Below are 19,136 nucleotides of genomic sequence, written 5' to 3' on the forward strand. Positions count from 1 at the left end.
CAAAATGTGAACGATTTTAGATAGATATTCTTAGAGGACAAACGATAGATAGAGAGGAACATACAACATTCCATTTAGTGAACACCAAATCTCTCTTTGTAATCCAAATAAAAAGCACCCCCATTCTACTAGGGGTGCAATAGATAAAATCTTAGCTTACATACATTTCTTTAATTTGGTTTTGCAAATCACGATCTTGTACGTATTCGTCATAACTCATTTCTTTATCTATAATGCCATTTGGTGTAATTTCAATGAGTCGATTTGCGATACTATTAATAAATTGATGGTCATGTGATGTAAATAGAATCGATCCCTTGAATTTGATAAGTCCATTATTTAAAGATTGGATAGACTCTAAATCCAAGTGGTTGGTCGGCTCATCAAGTATTAATACGTTAGCGTTCGATAACATCATTTTTGAGAGCATGCAACGAACCTTTTCTCCACCAGAAAGAACATTTGCTTTCTTTAATGCCTGCTCTCCGGAGAACAACATTCTTCCTAAAAAGCCACGTAAGAAGGTTTCTGTTTCATCTTCTGGTGAGAATTGACGAAGCCAATCCACCAGTGTCAAATCACTATTTTCAAAGTACTCGGAGTTATCCCTTGGAAAATAGGATTGTGAAGTGGTGACTCCCCATTTATACGATCCAGCATCAGGCTCGATTTCACCCATTAGAATTTTAAATAAAGTTGTTTTTGCGATATCATCTCCACCAACAAATGCTACTTTATCATCTTTATTGAGGGTGAAGCTTACATTATCCAATACTTTCTTGTCACCAATCGTTTTTGTTAAGCCTTCTACTCGTAATAAATCATTCCCAATTTCTCTTTCCGGAGAAAAAGCAATATATGGATATTTACGAGAGGATGGTTTAATATCATCTAACGTAATATTATCCAGCATTTTTTTACGAGAAGTTGCTTGTTTTGATTTGGATGCATTTGCACTGAATCGGGCAATAAAGTTTTGTAATTCCTTAATTTTATCTTCCTTTTTCTTATTAGCTTCTTGTGCCATTTTCGTAGCAAGCTGACTAGACTCATACCAGAAATCATAGTTTCCTACATAAATCTCAATTTTTCCATAGTCAACATCCGCAATGTGCGTACACACTTTATTTAGGAAGTGACGATCATGGGAAACAACAATGACGGTATTTTCAAAGTTGATTAAGAACTCTTCTAGCCATTGAATGGCTTGAATGTCCAAACCGTTTGTCGGCTCGTCCATTAGAAGAATATCTGGATTTCCAAATAGTGCTTGTGCTAATAAGACTTTTACCTTTTGGTCTTCGGTTAACTCTGACATGAGAACAGAATGTAGGGATTCATCAATTCCAAGTCCTTTTAATAGAACAGCAGCATCTGATTCTGCTTCCCATCCATTCATTTCGGCAAACTCTCCTTCAAGCTCTGCAGCACGCATGCCATCCTCTTCAGAGAAATCTGCCTTCATGTAGATTGCGTCTTTTTCTTGTTTTACTTTATATAAACGTTCATGCCCCATGAGGACTGTTTCTATAACAGGGTGCTCTTCATAAGCGAAGTGGTCCTGTTTTAATACAGCAATTCGTTCACCTGGGGTTAGGGAGACATTTCCGGATTGGGCTTCGATTTCACCGGATAATATTTTTAAAAAGGTTGACTTACCGGCGCCATTTGCACCAATCACTCCATAGCAGTTTCCAGGGGTAAACTTTAAATTGACGTCTTCAAATAACTTCTTATCACCATAACGTAACCCGACATTCGTAACCGTAATCATGTATTCTTATTTCCTCCAATTTTTAGAAATATACTATTCGCCTTCCAATTTGAGCGAAAGTGTAGTTATTTTTATACTTAAAAAAATTTTAGAATTTTATTTTTGGCGATTCCCTTTATCTAAATTTTAAATGTAAAAATAAGTAATCAAAGCTAGCTTACGTTATTTATAAGAATACGTCAATAAAGAAACATCATATATTATATAACAGGAATTTCCAAACGAGGATGTTGAAAGTAAATGATTAATAGGAGCATAAAGGGAATCTTCATTCAGCGGTTTTTTTTAGCCTCCAACTAAAATGATCCGTTTTATCTCGATTTTTGGGATGGTGGTATGGCTGCCCTCTTAACCTGCGATAAAAGACTTATAGAGATGTGGGGCTAAATTCAGCGAGGTTTTATGTCCCTCGCTGAATGGATTATGATTATATTAATCTAGCTTTAATGTATCGATACCTAATCGTTTATAGGGGATTTGGATACGGAATGCTAGATGGTTAGCCTCGAGGTCAATATGCTCCACGGAAACTTTAAAATTGCTTTTCATTTCCATTTCTGTAACAGCCACATAGATTTCTTCCTCTTTTGGATTAATGGTCACCCATTCTGGCATATCTAAGTATTTATCCATGTATTCCATGATTTTTTGATTTGGCAATTCTAATAAACCAATGGAAATGGAACGTTGTTTTAAAATAATATCACCGTTGTCCAATACCAGTGGTTCCAAATGTACTGATAGGGGAACCGTAGTAGAAAAGGCTGGTAATTCCCCCATCAAATGAACATCGTCCTCTAAAGATATGGAGTAATGATGTTTCGACCCTTGTAGCATTTCTTGAAGGTAGGCGTTTACGAGTTCATTTAAATTTTGTTTCGTTGTTCGAACTACAAATTCAGAGCTTCCTTCTGTGTTTGGTTTTTGATTTGGGATTATTTCCCGTTCTGAAACAGGCCAAAACAGAAGGGTAGCAAGAACGATGATTACTATTATATTGAAACCTAGTAAACTATAAAATAAGCCTCTCCATTTATTTTTCCTCTTTCTTTTTTCTTCGTGAGCGGTCACTTCCCTCAACTCTCTTCATTTGTAATATAGTTCAGTACACGCTCTGCAATCAGGTGATAGCCTTGGTAATTAGGATGAAAGTTATCCTCGGCAAATAAGTTTATATCCTTATCTTGAAATAAATCCAGTGTAGGAATAAATTCTACATTATCATTTTCATCTGCAATGGCTTTCGTTGTACCGTTGTACGCATTTACAATCATATTTAATTCCTTAATATCCTGAAAGTATTTCTCGAATGGATTGTAAAAACCAATGAGATAGATAGTTGCATCTGGGTTGTGTCCTTTTATTTTCCTCATAATCTGTTTTAGGTTATTTTCATAATGTACTCTCTGTTCGATAAAGTCATTAAGCGTTAAATTCATGAAGTTTTCTTTTGCGACTTGCATAATATCATTTGCACCAATAGTAATTAAAATAATATCCGCTTTAGAAATAGCGGAAGAAACCTCATCTAGGTTTAGGCGTTCTAGCAGTTGCTCTGAACGCGATCCTCGTTTACCGAAATTTTCAAAATGAGCAACCTTCTTATCTTCTGTATTAATCGTTCTTTCTAGGATACCAACATATCCACCTTGATTGGTAGTGTCTCCAACCCCTTGGGTGAGGGAGTCACCAACAGCAACAATATGAATAGGATAATTGTTCTGGAAAAATGCCATCGTTCCTTGAACTGTTTCAGCAATTCTCTCAGGGAGTTCTTTAGGGTCGCTGGGCTGAACTTCCTTCTCAGTAGGTTCTTTTGTTTCTTTGCCGTTCTCACTTACTTCTATTTGTTGTAATTCTTCTAGTTTCGTTTCCTTTAATAAAGCTGGGCGGGATTCCATTTTATCTGGGCCTTCCATTGGAAAAATTATAGAAATCATTGCAATTCCCAATAAAATAGTGCCAAATATAGTATAGAAATATGTTTTTTTCATGTGTATCACACCTATACTGGTTTACTATATATTATGGCTAGGTGAGTCAAATATCCACGTACAGAGATAGGTCTTCTTTATTAGTATATGACAAACTTTCCCTCATATTAAATATACCCTAATATTATAATCATTAAAATAAAAAGTTAAACGTTGTTGTAGGATTGTAAACAGGTTGTCATATAAGGTAGGAGTTACGCTTTTAAGTTGATGAGACGTAGGCTGTCATTTGAGCAAATATACCGCTGCGGAAATACACTACGCTTTCCGTGGGCGCTGCTGAGCCTACTTCGAGCTATCGCTCTTCGTAGTCTCGCCGAGGCTTGTCCTATGGGAATAGCACGTGTCTAAAGACTACGGAGCGGTGGTCTTCCAATACGGAGGCTGAAGCCGTGCCCTAAGGTCCGCGACTGCTCGCAGTGGAAATCAACGTGCACCAACAAACATTATTGTTCTACAGGTTATTGCGCATTCTATATGACAAAAGTAGATAATAAAAAGGATGTAAGCTTATGCTCACATCCTTTTTATTGTGTTTAAACGAAAGCAGCTTCTGTTGTTTTGTTCCCTCTTAATCGATCTGCTTCTTCAAATGGGTTTTTACCTGTGATAACAGTGATTCCTGCCGCTTTTGCGTTTTCGACTGTTGAATCGGCAGAATCTGCATTTTCTACCCAAAGGATTTTTCCTTGTTTATTGATTACCTGTTCAATAGTAGATGTTGGTAATGCTTCTCCATTGATCCAAACGGCATCAATATTACCAGGGATATCTGTTAGTTCATTATATTTTTGACCTTCACCGAACGGTACAAGTTCAAATCCTAAAGCTTCTAATTTCTTCGCTGATTCACAAGTAGAACCAGTGCTTGCGATTACTTTCTTTCTAACGCCCCCAGCACGGTCAAATGGGGAAGAAAGAAGCCATTTAATTGCGTCTTCTTCCGTTTCTTTTATAACAGGTGCTTCTCCTGTAGCTTTAGCAATGGCTTGATCTAAATCAGCTAGAATATCATCTGTTGATTCAAGACCGATAGAAAGTCGAACAAGCTCTTCTGTTACACCACTCTTCTTCAAGTCCTCTTCACCTAATTGTTGGTGTGTAGTAGAAGCAGGGTGGATGATTAAGGATTTCGCATCCCCAACATTTGCCACATGAGACCATAGTGTAATGTTATCGATAAGTTTCCTTCCTGCATCACGTCCACCTTTAATTCCAAAGGTAATAATAGATCCGTATCCTTCTTTAAAGTATTTTTTAGCAACTTCATGGGAAGGATGTTCTTCTAATCCTGGGAAGTTCACCCATTCAACAGCAGGATGTTCTTTCAGAAAGTTTACTACTTTAACAGCATTTTCATTATGTCTTGTAATACGCAAGTGCAATGTTTCTAATCCTTGTAATAATAGGAAAGCATTTTGTGGACTCAAGCATGCACCGATGTCACGTAGCAATTGGACACGTAATTTTGTAATAAATGCTGCTGGACCAAGGTCAACATATTTTAGACCGGCATAGCTTTCATCAGGTTCGGTAAATCCCGGGAATCTTCCATTACCCCAATTGAAGCGCCCGCCGTCGACAACAAGACCACCAATTGTTGTTCCATGTCCACCAATCCATTTCGTAGCAGAATGAACAACAATATCTGCACCCCATGTAAGTGGTTTTGTCACATATGGTGTTGCAAATGTATTGTCGATAATAAGTGGAATTCCGTTTTCGTGTGCCACTTCAGCAACAGCTTCAACATCAAATACATTTAAGCTTGGGTTTGTAATAATTTCACCAAAAATTGCCTTTGTTTTATCGGTAATAGCTTTACTGATTTCCTCTGGTTTTGTACCATCAACAAATTTAACGGTAATGCCGTATTTTGGAAGCGTGTTAGCAAAAAGGTTATAGGTTCCACCGTAAAGATTACTATCTGCAATAATTTCGTCTCCTGTACCTGCTAGGTTTAGGATGGAAAGTGTAATAGCTGCCATTCCAGATGAGGTAGCAAGTGCACCAACACCATCTTCTAATGTAGCAATTCGTTGTTCCAGTGCATCTAACGTTGGATTCATTATACGAGAGTAGATGTTTCCTGGTTCAGCAAGCCCGAAAAGGTTTTGTGCATGTTCTGTATCACGGAAAACATAAGAAGTAGTTTGATAGATTGGAACCGCACGTGAACCTGTTGTGGGGTCAACTTCTTGACCAGCGTGTAGTAATTGTGTTTCTGGATTTTGCAAATGGAAATCAGACATGAAAAATTCCTCCTTAAATTTTAAATAGATATGATTATGTATCTGGAAGCGGAGATAAGAAAAGCCCTCTTCATAAGAGAAGAGGGCTTTGATATGTAGCCGGACCTCCTCTTATCTTCCAAATCATAAGATCTGTAGGATTTAGCACCGGAAAAAGCAAACACTGCCTTCAGGTTGCCGGGTTTCACAGGGCCTATTCCCTCCACCGCTCTTGATAAGAGATTATTAAGTTAAACTCAGTATAGTCGTCAGAATTTTATTTGTCAACTAATTTTATCAAATAATTCCTCAACTTTTTCTAAAGGAAACATTAGCACCTTCATATAAGTCAAGTATGTCATGGAATAAAATACCAGAAAATATTACCTAATGGGAAATTTGCGTATATTCATTATGTTATTGACGAAATTTGTAGAATTATTTAGTATTATGTTGTACAGTGATCTCTTTCAGATTGTTTTAATAAAAGATAGCAATAGGTGTAAACTAATGAAAGGCGTTACACAATTATCTTTTAACCTGTACATTTTGATGAAGTTGTTTTTTAAAAGCGTTTTCATCTATTTAATCGTATCTTATTAAAAGACTTGGGGGATAGGAACAATGGTAGAAATAATAAATAAGATAAACGATTTTCTTTGGGGAGCGCCCAGCTTAATATTGCTTGTTGGGACAGGCCTCTTTTTAACCATTATTTTAAAGGGGATGCCCTTTAGGAAGCTGTTTTATGCTATGAAGCTTGCTTTTGTTCCGGATAAGGAAGATTCTAGTGCAGAAGGGGATGTCAGTAATTTTAAAGCGCTGATGACATCGCTTGCTGGAATGATTGGTAACGGTAACATTGCCGGAATAGCAACCGCTATTACACTTGGTGGACCGGGAGCACTCTTTTGGATGTGGGTTGTCGGCTTGCTTGGAATGGCAACCAAATATTCAGAGGCATTGCTCGCGCAAATTTACCGGGTGAAAAATGAGAATGGTGAGTATTCCAGTGGGCCAATGTATTATATCGAACGCGGGATTGGAAAAAAGTGGAAACCGTTAGCTGCAGCATTCGCCATTTTTGCAGCAATTGCTGCACTTGGAACGGGGAATGGTGTGCAGTCAAATACCATTGCAGACGTAATGGATAACAGTTTCCATGTCACTGGTTGGGTGACAGGTATAATACTTGTTGTACTGACTGCACTTATCATTTTTGGTGGTTTGAAACGTATTAGTAATGTTGCGGGTGTATTTGTACCGTTTTTAGCTCTATTATATATTGTTGGTGCTCTTTTAGTCTTAGTGATAAACTATGATCAAATTCTTCCGGCATTTGAGTTGATTTTCACACATGCCTTTACTCCTGTATCTGCAGCAGGTGGCTTTACAGGTTTTGTTGTTAGTCAGGCAATTCAGCAAGGGGTATCCAAAGGGATATTCTCAAACGAAGCGGGTCTTGGTACCGTCGCACTAATTGCTGGTAATGCGAAGACAACTCATCCAGTAAAACAAGGACTTGTTGCTATGACAGGTGTTTTCATTGTAACAATTATTATTTGTACGATGACGGGACTTGTACTAATCATAACTGGTTTCTGGGATCCTTCGGGAGGACTTATTTCTGGAGTAGAGCATAATCCAAACCTTGAAGCGGGTGCATTAACGAGTGCTGCATTTGGATCAGTGCTTGGGGTACTAGGCGAGTATATCGTATCGGTTTCCGTTATTTTCTTCGGATTTTCCACGATTATCGGCTGGTATGTCTATGGAGCGAAATGCTTTGAATATTTATTTGGTCTAAAATATATTTCCCTTTATGGTGTGATTTATCTTGCATGTACTTATTTGGGTTCAGTAGCCGATTTATCACTTATGTGGACGATAGCTAATCTGACAAACGGACTGATGATTATACCGAACTTGATTGGATTATTACTGCTGTATAAAGTGATTAAACGCGAAACAGAGAAGTTCTTTGCAAATCCAGTAGAAAAGAATCAGTTAAGTTAAATAGATTATCAAAATTTGTTAGGATGCACTAAAGGAAATAGATACAACTGAAGGATAAGGAAAACGAACCTATTCGCGTATAAAGGTGCGAATGGGTTCGTTTTTTAATAGGAATAAAGAAGGAAGTTTTGATTTTAATATTGTGATGATCCACTCTTTTCTATTAGCTAGATGTCTAACTGTACGTTTGACATATGGATTCATGAAAGTAAATGCAATGAAATGTGATGTAGTAGATTCCTAAGGTATTCTGAAAATGCCATCAATGTTGCCCAATCAGTTACATATACTAGTTATGGGTAGAAGACTCATTTTATTGCAGGTCTAGGGACACACCCCGAAAATGGAGGATAAACAAATCATTTTAAGTGGGGATGGGGCCCTGCTGATTGAACATTCACTTGATGGGGAGGAATCATGATATGTCTGGAAAGTTTAAGCGTTTTGAAACAGCTGTGATTCATGATGGTTATGATGACCGAAAAATGCTTGGTAGTTTGACCCCTCCGATATTTCAGACGTCGACGTATACATTTGATTCTGCTGAGCAAGGGGAACGAAGGTTTCGTGGGGAAGAAGAAGGTTATATGTATTCAAGATTGGGGAATCCGACCATAACCATCCTTGAGGAAAAAATGGCAGCACTAGAAAATGGGGAAAAAGGGTTGGCTTTTGGTTCAGGGATGGCTGCGATTTCTGCTGTTTTAGTTGCTTTAACAAAGGCAAATGATCATATTCTCTGTTCCTCTGGATTATATGGATGTACATTTGGATTATTATCAATGATGAAGGAAAAATATAATATATCCCTCGACTTTTCTGATATGAAAACAAAAGAAGAGGTTCGTGCTAGCATAAAGCCAGAAACGACGGTTATTTACGTGGAAACCCCAATTAATCCAACCATGCAATTAGTGGACTTAAAAATGGTTGCAGAGGTTGCGAAAGAAAAAGGTATTCCTGTTGTTGTGGATAATACGTTTTCCTCACCCTACTTACAGAAGCCGCTTGACTTGGGATGTGATGTTGTTATTCACAGTGCAACAAAGTATATCGGTGGTCATGGGGATGTTATTGGTGGACTTGCGATTGGGAAGAGAGATTTTCTTGGGAAAGTGGCCATGACTACACAAAAGGATATGGGTGGAGTCATGTCACCCTTTGATGCGTGGCTGTTAATACGTGGGCTAAAGACTCTCCCGATTCGTATGGATCGACATTGTGATAATGCGGAAAAACTGTTGACCTTCTTAAACGATCATCCAAAGGTAAACCATATTTATTATCCACATGATGTGAACAATCCCGATTATCATACGGGGAAAAAGCAAATGAAGAAAGGGGGCGGAATGATTTCCTTTGAGATTAAAGGGACAAAACAAGATGCACAGCGTTTTTTAAACCGGCTTTCCTTTATTAAGCTTGCTGTAAGTCTTGGGGATGCAGAGACATTAATTGAGCATCCGGCGACCATGACTCATGCTGTCGTGCCTGAAGAATCACGTAGGAAAATGGGGATTACCGATCAATTGATTCGCTTATCTGTCGGTTTAGAAGCGTGGGAGGATATATGGAAGGACTTGGAGCAATCTTTAGATCAGATATAATCTCTTTCGTTAAGCTTGTCTGGGGAACCGGTATAGAAAAACAGAGAAAAGGGAATAGACTAGGAGGATAGTTTTATCTTAGTTTAAGGGACCGTCATACCTCACCTCAAAAAAGAGGAAAAACAAACCATTTTAGGTGGGAATGAGAGTCCCCCCACTATTGAAGATTTACCTTATTTGATAATATACCGCTTTTTGTTAAAGGATATACAGGAGAAAGTCCAAGGAATAATACATTCAAATGTTGTTGCTAACAGGAATTTTTTTCTTGTGCTATATTAAGGATAGTATTATTTTTAATGTGTTTTTCTAGTGATCGGAAAGGAGTAAAACAATGGGAATACTGACATATTTATTAGGATTTGTTCTTGTGACAAATATTATCTTAGGTATTTCTATTGTGTTTCTCGAGAGGAAAAATGCTACGGCAACCTGGGCTTGGCTAATGGTTCTGTTATTTATACCTATTCTGGGATTTGCTCTTTATTTAATTTTTGGCAGGCCTATTAATAAGAAGCGAATATTTACTTGGGATAAAAAAAGTCGTCAAGAAGTAACAAGGCAAGTGCAAATGCAGATGAAGGCCTTAAATGAGGACGAATTTAATTTTCGTGATCGGGGCCAGCCGATGGATGATTATGAGACATTAATCTATTTACATTTGCGGAATGATGAGGCGATTTTTACACAAAATAACCATATAGATATTTTTACAGATGGTCGGGAAAAATTTGACGCATTGATTCGTGATATGGAACAGGCAAAAAACCATATTCATCTGCTATATTATATTCTCAAGCATGATGAGTTGGGCCAGCGTATTGCTGATGTTCTAAGAAGAAAATCCAAACAAGGTGTAGAGGTTCGCGTTCTATTTGATGATATGGGCTCACGTACCTTAAAAAAGCGTTACATTAAAAGGTTACGTAATGCTGGAGTTGAAATAGAGGCTTTCTTTCCATCTAGTATTTTAAATATTAACTTAGAAATCAATTATAGAAATCACCGGAAATTAGCTATCATTGATGGAGAAATAGGTTATATTGGTGGATTTAATATTGGAGACGAATACCTAGGAAAAAATAAGAAGTTCGGTTACTGGCGAGATACACATCTCCGTGTTACAGGACATGCCGTTCATAATATGCAAACTAGATTTATATTAGATTGGAACCAAGCTTCTAGGAATGATATTTTATATGAGGAACGTCTTTATAATGCCAAGCCAAGTGGAAATGTGGGCATGCAGATTGTATCGAGCGGACCGGATTCAAAGTGGGAACAGATTAAATATGGCTATATCAAAATGATTATGTCAGCGAAGGAGTACATCTATATTCAAACCCCTTATTTTATCCCGGATGAAAGCCTTCTGGATGCATTACGGATAGCTGTTTTCTCAGGGGTTAAGGTAAAGTTGATGATTCCCAACAAGCCAGATCATCCATTTGTCTATTGGGCAACATTATCTTATTGTGGTGATTTACTTGCTGCTGGAGCGGAAGTGTATGTTTATCAAAATGGTTTCTTGCATGCAAAAACCATTGTAGTGGATGGTGAAATTGCATCTGTAGGAACAGCAAATATTGATGTGCGAAGTTTTCGTTTGAATTTTGAAGTGAATGCCTTTTTATACAATGAGAAAATATCGATGGATTTGGTGCAGGCCTTTAATGAGGATGTGAAGCTATCGACGCAAATGACGAAGAAATTATATGACAAACGCACAGTCGGGATTCGTTTTAAAGAGTCTATATCCCGACTGATTTCACCGGTACTATGACACAGGAGGATATGTAATATGGAAGCAAAGCCTTGTTCAGAATCAAGAGCAGTAAAGACAACACTTGTTCTACCACCAGATACGAATAATCATGGCACCCTCTTCGGGGGGAGGCTTCTTGCAGATATTGATGAAATTGCATCCATTGCAGCAATTAGGCATGCGAGAGAGTTAGTTGTTACAGCTTCAACAGATTCCGTTGACTTTTTATCTCCCGTAAAATTGGGGCAATCGATATGTATTGAAGCGTTCGTTACATGGACCCATAACACTTCCATGGAGGTATTCGTAAAGGTTGTTACAGAAGATTTGATAACAGGGGAGGAGCAAGTGTGTAATACCGCATTTCTAACCTTTGTCGCTGTAGATAACGATGGCAACCCAATCCCTGTTCCTCCCGTATATCCAGAAACAGAGCATGAAAAAAGGTTATACGAAAGTGGGCCAAAGCGATCACAAGAGCGAAAAGATAGAAGAAAAAGGTCAAAGGAATTTGCAAAAGAATTTGGAATGAATTAGAAGGAAAAAACTGTCTATGTGAGGTGGGCAGTTTTTTCCTTTTTATCACAGGTGAAGGGGCCGTCATCCCCCCAGCATTTTAGGTGGGGGATGATGCCCCTCATTAATGGAAGATTCAACGAAGAAGCGGGTTAGAATGAAAAAGAACAAAACAAAAAACGCTCAGAATGAATCTGGCGTTTAGCTTCATAAGTTCTATTTATTTTACTTTTTCTGCTTCAACTTCTTCCATTGTAACATTATCCTCTGCCCAATTTTGTATTTCTTTGATAACGGGCTCTAATGCCTTGCCTTTTTCTGATAGAGAATATTCAATTCTCACGGGAAATTCGGAGTAGATATTCCGTTCGACAATTCCTTCTTTTTCGAGCATTTTTAGTCGATCAGAGAGCAATCTTCCACTAATAGGCAAATCCGATTCCATCTCAGAGAAACGTTTTGTCCCTTCTAGTAGCTCAAATAAAATAAGTCCCACCCAACGTGTGCTAAGAAGACCCATCGCTTTTTCAAATCGTGGACATAATTTCTCCATCCTGATCACCTCACTCTTTTATAAAAATATCTATACAAAAATTAGTAATTACCAAAAGTAACTATATATTATCTTATCAAATTCCAACTCTTGAGTAAATAGAATTGGGGTGATGATTTGATGACATGAGATAGGCAATGGGTTATAGTAACTACCTTTTTTGGTAATTTCTTCACGTTTGTGGAATAATTATAGTGGTATGAAACTTTTGGATTATTGGAGGGTTAATTATGGTAAATCAAAAATCACTTGAAAAATATGCAGAGCTTGCATTAAAGACGGGGGTCAATCTACAAAAAAATCAAGCTATAATGATAAATGCACCAATTGATGGTGCGGATTTTACAAGAATCGTTGCGAGAAAAGCATATGAGATGGGTGCGAAGGATGTACATATTAACTGGACAGATGATGAATTAACGCTACTCAAATACGAAAATGCTCCAGATGAAGTAATCGGTAATTTCCCAGAATGGCGTGTAAAACTTCACGATATGTATGCAGAAGATGGAGCTTGTGTGCTGAGCATTCGCTCCACGAATCCAGATTTATTACAAAATATTGATCCAAAGCGTGTTGCTTTAGCAAATAAAGCCGCTGGTGAAGCCATGAAAAACTTCCGTAAATATACGATGAACGATAAAATTGCATGGTCCATTATTTCTATTCCATCAGGGGATTGGGCACAGAAAATCTTCCCGAATCAATCACGTGAAGATGCAATCGAGAACCTGTGGGATGCTATTCTAAAAATTGTTCGTGTGGATAAAGAAGATCCAATTGCTGCATGGGATGAACATAATGCAACATTAAAGGCAAAGCGGGAAGAGCTAAATGAAAAGAATTATAAAAAACTTATATTCAAAGCTCCTGGAACAGATTTAGAACTGGAACTTCCTGAAGGACATATTTGGAAGGGTGGCTCAGCTGTAAATGAATCTGGTGTAACGTTTAATCCCAATATGCCGACAGAGGAAGTTTTCTCTATGCCGCATAAGTATGGGGTAAATGGAACCGTATCAAGTACGAAGCCATTAAATTATGGTGGTAGCGTCATTGATAACTTTAGCCTAACCTTTAAAGATGGGAAAGTGGTTGATTTTCAAGCAGAGCAAGGGGAAGAAGTGTTAAAACATTTACTTGAATCGGATGAAGGTGCAAAGCGATTAGGAGAAGTGGCACTCGTACCACATGAATCACCAGTATCCCAATCAGGCTTAATTTTCTATAATACCCTGTTTGATGAAAATGCATCCTGTCATATTGCCCTAGGGAAAGCATATCCAACCAATATAGAAAATGGTTCATCTATGTCAGAAGAAGAATTAGATAAGCATGGCGTAAATGACAGCTTAATCCACGTTGACTTTATGATTGGTTCGGAAAAATTGGATATTGACGGTGTAAAAGCTGACGATACAACGGAACCTGTATTTCGTAATGGAACATGGGTGTAAGGAGAAAAGACTGTCCTTTCATTGATTTAGGACAGTCTTTTTACATATTCTAAACGATTGTTGTTATGGAATACAGAAAAGTTTCTATACCATTGCAATCCTAAATCAATGCTTTATCATACTAAAACTAGAATGCTATAAACCGTTATGTTCCTATTGGACTATGAATAAGAACAGTTTCCTTGATATTTTTAAGAAAAGTAGTATACTAGTTAATGTAAACGCATACAAATAGTGATGAGTGGAATGGGAGCGCTTATATAATAATATACTCTAATTACGAAATAGGGGGATTTTACATGATCTATGCAAATCCAAATACAGAAGATGCACTTATAAACTTCAGAGAAAAATATGATAACTTTATTGGCGGTGAGTGGGTAGCACCAGTAAAAGGGGAATATTTCGACGTTAAGACTCCAGTTACTGGTCAAGTTTTTACAAAAGCAGCTCGTTCATCTGAAGAAGATATTGAATTAGCATTAGACGCAGCACATGCAGCAAAAGATGCTTGGGGTAAAACATCAGCCGCAGAGCGTGCTCGTATATTAAATAAAATTGCCGATCGTATAGAAGAAAACTTAGAAATGATTGCTGTTGCTGAAACTTGGGACAATGGGAAAGCGGTACGGGAAACATTAAATGCGGACATTCCATTAGCCATTGACCATTTCCGTTATTTTGCAAGTGCCATTCGTTCACAAGAAGGTCGGACAACCCAATTAGATAATGATACGGTTGCCTATCATTTCCAAGAGCCACTAGGGGTTGTTGGGCAAATTATTCCATGGAACTTCCCGATTTTAATGGCAGCGTGGAAAATTGCACCGGCATTAGCTGCAGGGAACTGTATTGTATTGAAACCAGCAGAACAAACTCCTGCCTCTATTCTGGTAGTAGCTGAGTTGATTCAAGATTTACTTCCGGCAGGTGTTCTTAACATTGTAAACGGTTATGGTGTGGAAGTAGGGAAACCACTTGCAACCAACCCACGTATTGCCAAAGTTGCTTTTACTGGTTCGACAGCTGTTGGGCGTCAAATTATGCAATATGCAACCGAAAATATTATTCCTGTAACATTAGAACTTGGTGGTAAATCACCGAACGTATTCTTTGAGGATGTTATGGATGGGGACGATGAATTTTTAGACAAAGCAATAGAAGGATTTGTTATGTTTGCATTAAACTCTGGTGAGATTTGTACTTGTCCATCTCGTGCATTGATCCAAGAATCTATTTATGACGAATTCATGGAACGTGCGTTAGAAAGAGTTAAAAATATTAAAGTAGGTAATCCACTAGATACAGAGGTTATGATGGGTGCACAAGCATCTACGCAACAACAAGAAAAAATCCTTTCTTATATCAAGCTAGGTAAAGAGGAAGGTGCTGAATTACTAATTGGTGGTGAAGAAAATCATCTTGGTGGCGAACTAGAAGATGGTAACTACATCCAACCTACTGTATTCAAGGGTAATAATAAAATGCGTATCTTCCAAGAGGAAATCTTTGGTCCTGTACTTGCGGTTACTACGTTCAAAGACTTTGATGAAGCGATGGAAATCGCAAATGACACCCTATACGGTTTAGGTGCTGGTGTATGGTCTCGTAGTGGTGATATTGCATACCGTGCTGGTCGTGGCATTGAAGCTGGTCGTGTTTGGACTAACACGTACCATCAATATCCTGCAGGTGCTGCATTCGGTGGATACAAACTATCTGGTGTAGGGCGCGAAAACCACGCAATGATGCTTGATCATTACCAACAAACGAAAAACCTATTAGTAAGTTATGATAGAAAAGCCCAAGGATTCTTCTAATTCGAAAGGAGAGAATGTTACATGGCAGAACATGTTGTTGCAACAGATGCAGCGCTTGATTTAGTGGATTTAATTAAAGGTAGACATGGGTCTATCATGTTCTATCAATCTGCTGGTTGTTGTGATGGATCTGCGCCAATGTGTTATCGAGAGGATGATTTTAAGTTAGGGGATTCGGATGTCTATTTAGGCTCTGTAGGGGGTACCCCTTTCTATATGCATCAAAGCCAATACGATTATTTGGAGCATACACAGCTTGTTCTTGATGCTCAAGATGGTCAAGGACCAGCATTTTCACTCGATAGCGTGGAACAAAAGCATTTTGTAACGAACTTTCGGATCTTGAATAAAGAAGAATAGTACGATAATGCCAGTCTCTTTTGTAGGGACTGGCATTCTTATTTTGCCATACCAAGCTGAAAGGCTATTTCTGTTCTATTTCCTCCAAACATTCCTACTATCGTTATAGGAAATTGTACGTATATTTCCTTATATCATTTTAATAGTTTATTAATCTCTTCTTTATATTGACTTCTTATAATAGAGTTAACAATACATAAGGAGTGGTTAGATGAAACGAATGATTCCTATTTTAGCGGGGATTAGTATTGCGATGACATCCTTTACTGGATCTGCACTTGCTGCCGAACACGGAGAAGTAGGGAAAGAGATATCGAAACAGGAACAGCAAAAGATGGTAAATGTTGCGCATCGTGGTGCATCAGGTCATGCCCCAGAGAATACGATGGCGGCTTTTCAAAAAGGATTTGAAATGAAGGCGGACTATGTTGAAATTGATGTTCAAATGACGAAAGATGGAGAGCTTGTCGTTATTCACGACACCACTGTAGATCGTACAACAAATGGTACTGGATATGTGGGTGATTTGACGTTAGAGGAAATAAGACAATTAGATGCTGGTAGCTGGTTTAGTGAATCCTATGCTGGTGAAAAAGTTCCTACTTTTGAAGAGGTATTAGATGCATTTCGTGGAAAAGTTGGTATTTTAATAGAATTGAAAGCACCAGAACTTTATCCTGGAATAGAAAAGAAAATTGCGGAGGCTTTGAAGGAGAGAAATATGCATCAATCGAATAATGAGAAAATCATTATCCAGTCCTTTAACCATGAATCCATGGAAAAATCTAAAGAACTATTACCAAATCTTCCACATGGCGTTTTAGCCGGAACAAGCTGGAAAAATGTAACGGAAGAACAATTATCTGAGTTTGCTATGTATGCTGATTATTTTAATCCAAATATGAACATTGTCACGGATGAGCTCGTAAGTGATGTTCATGAAGCAGGAATGGAAATTTACCCATACACTTCTAGGTCACAAGAACAAGCTTTCCATTTATTTGATTTAAATGTAGATGGAATTATTACAGATTATACGGAACATGTCTACTACCATCCGGTAAAAAATAATTAATAGAATCATTGATTAGGTAGAGAGCTCGTGGAAGAGTCCTCTACCTTTTCTTATTTCGAATATATGGTGTGTCCCTTTTTATTCGACATTTCCCGGGAAATGTTGCGGGAAATTATGGTTTATTTCGACAATTGTTTGTTTCATGAGCTAATGTTTTCTTTTTACATTTCTCCGTTAGCTAGCTCCATGGCATCGAATAAAAAAAATAGCTATGTCCCCAGTCGGTACTTATATAAGAAAGAGCGTCTTTATATTCTAGTAACTTTTAGGTACAATTTTAATATAATTGGTTATGTAACAGGATAAATCTATGAGAATGGCAGTTTTTGTACGGTGCGCATGTTGATTTCCGCTCCGGACAGTCGCTTTTCAGGGGAACGGCTTCAGTCTCCAAAGCGGAAACCACCGCTTCGAAGTTTTCGGATATGTGCGATTCTTGTAATATACATACTATAGAAAATCAGCCATTAGGAAAAAAGCATTGTGGAGTGTTGTGAAATGTTGTTTGTGATTGGAATGACCATAGGGATCATTGTGTCGTTTATTGGTTCTTTTATCATCAGTTTAATACCGTACATACCTTTTGTACCGGTGTTTTTAATAAGCATCCTTCCTTCTATTCTGGTTTTTAGCCTTGTAACGTTTCAAACAAATTCGAAGTCAACAAAAATGAAACACTGGTTAACGGCATCTCTAGCTTTATTTGTAATTGGATTATTATCCTTTGGTATAAAAAATTACTTTGAGGCGAGGGCTGTCTCAGGTAATCCTGGAGGTGGCCTTAACTGGGATGCGATTATTCTATTCAATATTCTATATTCACTAGGAGCTGCTTTTATTGTTTCGCCAATTGGTTATTTTGCTATTCGTTGGTTGTCCCATTACAAAGAAGGAATCAAAGGGTAAGTATAATGATTTTCTAAAAAAGGTAGGGGAAAATTATGAAGTTGAATCGAGATAGTCAATACATAAGGGCAGTTAGATTGAAGAGAGAGCAAATTTCCTCATTTGATACATTTCCTTTTCATCTCCCAGTGATAAGGAATTTTAAAGAAATCCAATTTCACCCTAATATTACATATATTATAGGCGAGAATGGCATGGGGAAGTCAACCTTGCTTGAGGGGATTGCGATCGAATTTGGATTTAATCCAGAAGGTGGCACATTGAACTTTAATTTTGCAACCTATGATACTCATTCTAATCTCGATCAATATCTTCGTTTAGTGAAGGGGATCAATCGTGCAAGGGATCACTTTTTCTTTCGGGCTGAGACATTTTATAATGTTGCAACAAATATAGAAGAAATGGATCAAGTGCTGTCATATGGAGGGAAAGTTATTGATTCCTATGGTGGGAAATCTCTGCATGAACAGTCGCATGGGGAATCTTTTTTTGCAACATTTACAAAGCGTTTTCAGGGGAATGGTCTGTATATTTTAGATGAGCCAGAAGCAGCTTTATCACCATTGAGACAATTGTCCATGCTATCACGAATAAATGAACTTATCCACCAGGGATCACAGTTTATCATTTCCACGCACTCCCCAATCATTATGGCACATCCAGATGCAAACATTATTGAACTGACGGAAAATGGAATGCAGGAAGTTAGGTTGGAGGATACCCATCATTATTCAATCATGAAGCAGTTTTTTGAAGATAAAGACAGACTGTTGCATCATTTATTTCAATAGTTGGACCGCAATGAGACCGCTGATAAACGAGGAGGATCGCCGATAACCCGGAATGAATGCCGATAAATCAGGAGGAGCGCTGATAAACTAGAAGGAGTGCCGATAACCCGGAATGAATGCCGATAAACGAGGAGGATCGCCGATAACCCGGAATGAATGCCGATAAATCAGGAGGAGCGCTGATAAACTAGAAGGAGTGCCGATAACCCGGAATGAATGCCGATAAATCAGGAGGATCGCCGATAACCCGGAATGAATGCCGATAAATCAG

The 19,136-nt window shown here is 38.0% G+C and carries 16 protein-coding genes and 1 riboswitch; of the genes, 11 read left to right on the top strand and 5 right to left on the bottom strand.

The genetic code is table 11. The annotated features are described in order from the left end of the window. Positions 1-151: 151 nt before the first annotated feature. From CAO17_RS18100 to CAO17_RS18115, 4 genes are all read right to left on the bottom strand, one after another. Positions 152-1,774, bottom strand: coding sequence for an ABC-F family ATP-binding cassette domain-containing protein (locus tag CAO17_RS18100; RefSeq protein WP_085993957.1), 1,623 nt, complete (start codon positions 1,772-1,774; stop codon positions 152-154). Positions 1,775-2,206: 432 nt separating this feature from the next. After that, complete coding sequence (locus tag CAO17_RS18105) at positions 2,207-2,845, bottom strand: YpmS family protein (RefSeq protein WP_085993958.1); 639 nt, start codon at positions 2,843-2,845, stop codon at positions 2,207-2,209. A 5-nt stretch (positions 2,846-2,850) separates the two neighbouring features. Continuing rightward, a complete protein-coding gene (locus CAO17_RS18110) occupies positions 2,851-3,768 on the bottom strand; it encodes an SGNH/GDSL hydrolase family protein (RefSeq protein WP_085993959.1) in 918 nt (305 codons plus the stop codon). A 536-nt stretch (positions 3,769-4,304) separates the two neighbouring features. Next, on the bottom strand, positions 4,305-6,020 hold the full coding sequence (locus tag CAO17_RS18115) for a PLP-dependent aspartate aminotransferase family protein (RefSeq protein ID WP_085993960.1): 1,716 nt from the start codon (positions 6,018-6,020) through the stop codon (positions 4,305-4,307). A 108-nt stretch (positions 6,021-6,128) separates the two neighbouring features. Then, positions 6,129-6,241: riboswitch (SAM riboswitch) on the bottom strand. A gap of 382 nt (positions 6,242-6,623) precedes the next feature. Between CAO17_RS18115 and CAO17_RS18120 the strand changes: the two genes are divergently transcribed. The 5 genes from CAO17_RS18120 (at position 6,624) to CAO17_RS18135 (ending at position 11,924) form a co-directional block, all read left to right on the top strand. Further along, a complete protein-coding gene (locus tag CAO17_RS18120; protein ID WP_085993961.1) occupies positions 6,624-8,015 on the top strand; it encodes an alanine/glycine:cation symporter family protein in 1,392 nt (463 codons plus the stop codon). A 91-nt stretch (positions 8,016-8,106) separates the two neighbouring features. Next, positions 8,107-8,259, top strand: a complete 153-nt coding sequence (locus CAO17_RS21470) for a hypothetical protein (protein ID WP_218775575.1) — start codon at positions 8,107-8,109, stop codon at positions 8,257-8,259. A gap of 178 nt (positions 8,260-8,437) precedes the next feature. Beyond that, a complete protein-coding gene (megL, locus tag CAO17_RS18125) occupies positions 8,438-9,622 on the top strand; it encodes a methionine gamma-lyase (RefSeq protein WP_143833778.1) in 1,185 nt (394 codons plus the stop codon). A 334-nt stretch (positions 9,623-9,956) separates the two neighbouring features. Then, positions 9,957-11,405, top strand: a complete 1,449-nt coding sequence (gene cls, locus CAO17_RS18130; protein ID WP_085993962.1) for a cardiolipin synthase — start codon at positions 9,957-9,959, stop codon at positions 11,403-11,405. Between the two features lie 18 nt (positions 11,406-11,423). Beyond that, positions 11,424-11,924, top strand: a complete 501-nt coding sequence (locus CAO17_RS18135) for an acyl-CoA thioesterase (protein WP_085993963.1) — start codon at positions 11,424-11,426, stop codon at positions 11,922-11,924. A gap of 199 nt (positions 11,925-12,123) precedes the next feature. Here the strand turns inward: CAO17_RS18135 and CAO17_RS18140 are convergent, their stop codons facing one another. Further along, positions 12,124-12,456: a winged helix-turn-helix transcriptional regulator gene (locus tag CAO17_RS18140; protein ID WP_085993964.1), complete on the bottom strand. Its 333-nt coding sequence runs from the start codon at positions 12,454-12,456 to the stop codon at positions 12,124-12,126. A 230-nt stretch (positions 12,457-12,686) separates the two neighbouring features. Here CAO17_RS18140 and CAO17_RS18145 point away from each other — a divergent pair, with 230 nt between their 5' ends. The 6 genes from CAO17_RS18145 (at position 12,687) to CAO17_RS18170 (ending at position 18,865) form a co-directional block, all read left to right on the top strand. Next, the gene (locus CAO17_RS18145) at positions 12,687-13,913 is read left to right on the top strand and encodes an aminopeptidase (RefSeq protein WP_085993965.1); all 1,227 of its coding nucleotides are present in this window, start codon (positions 12,687-12,689) and stop codon (positions 13,911-13,913) included. Positions 13,914-14,212: 299 nt separating this feature from the next. Then, positions 14,213-15,733 (top strand): acetaldehyde dehydrogenase ExaC, encoded by a 1,521-nt coding sequence (gene exaC, locus CAO17_RS18150; RefSeq protein WP_085993966.1) that lies wholly within the window; start codon positions 14,213-14,215, stop codon positions 15,731-15,733. A gap of 21 nt (positions 15,734-15,754) precedes the next feature. Further along, on the top strand, positions 15,755-16,093 hold the full coding sequence (locus CAO17_RS18155) for a DUF779 domain-containing protein (protein ID WP_085993967.1): 339 nt from the start codon (positions 15,755-15,757) through the stop codon (positions 16,091-16,093). 211 nt (positions 16,094-16,304) lie between these two features. Next, complete coding sequence (locus tag CAO17_RS18160) at positions 16,305-17,168, top strand: glycerophosphodiester phosphodiesterase (RefSeq protein ID WP_085993968.1); 864 nt, start codon at positions 16,305-16,307, stop codon at positions 17,166-17,168. Between the two features lie 498 nt (positions 17,169-17,666). After that, on the top strand, positions 17,667-18,074 hold the full coding sequence (locus CAO17_RS18165; protein WP_085993969.1) for a hypothetical protein: 408 nt from the start codon (positions 17,667-17,669) through the stop codon (positions 18,072-18,074). 35 nt (positions 18,075-18,109) lie between these two features. Next, complete coding sequence (locus CAO17_RS18170) at positions 18,110-18,865, top strand: AAA family ATPase (protein WP_085993970.1); 756 nt, start codon at positions 18,110-18,112, stop codon at positions 18,863-18,865. The last annotated feature ends 271 nt before the right edge of the window (positions 18,866-19,136 follow it).

This window comes from Oceanobacillus senegalensis, assembly GCF_900176885.1.
GTDB lineage: Bacteria > Bacillota > Bacilli > Bacillales > Amphibacillaceae > Oceanobacillus > Oceanobacillus senegalensis.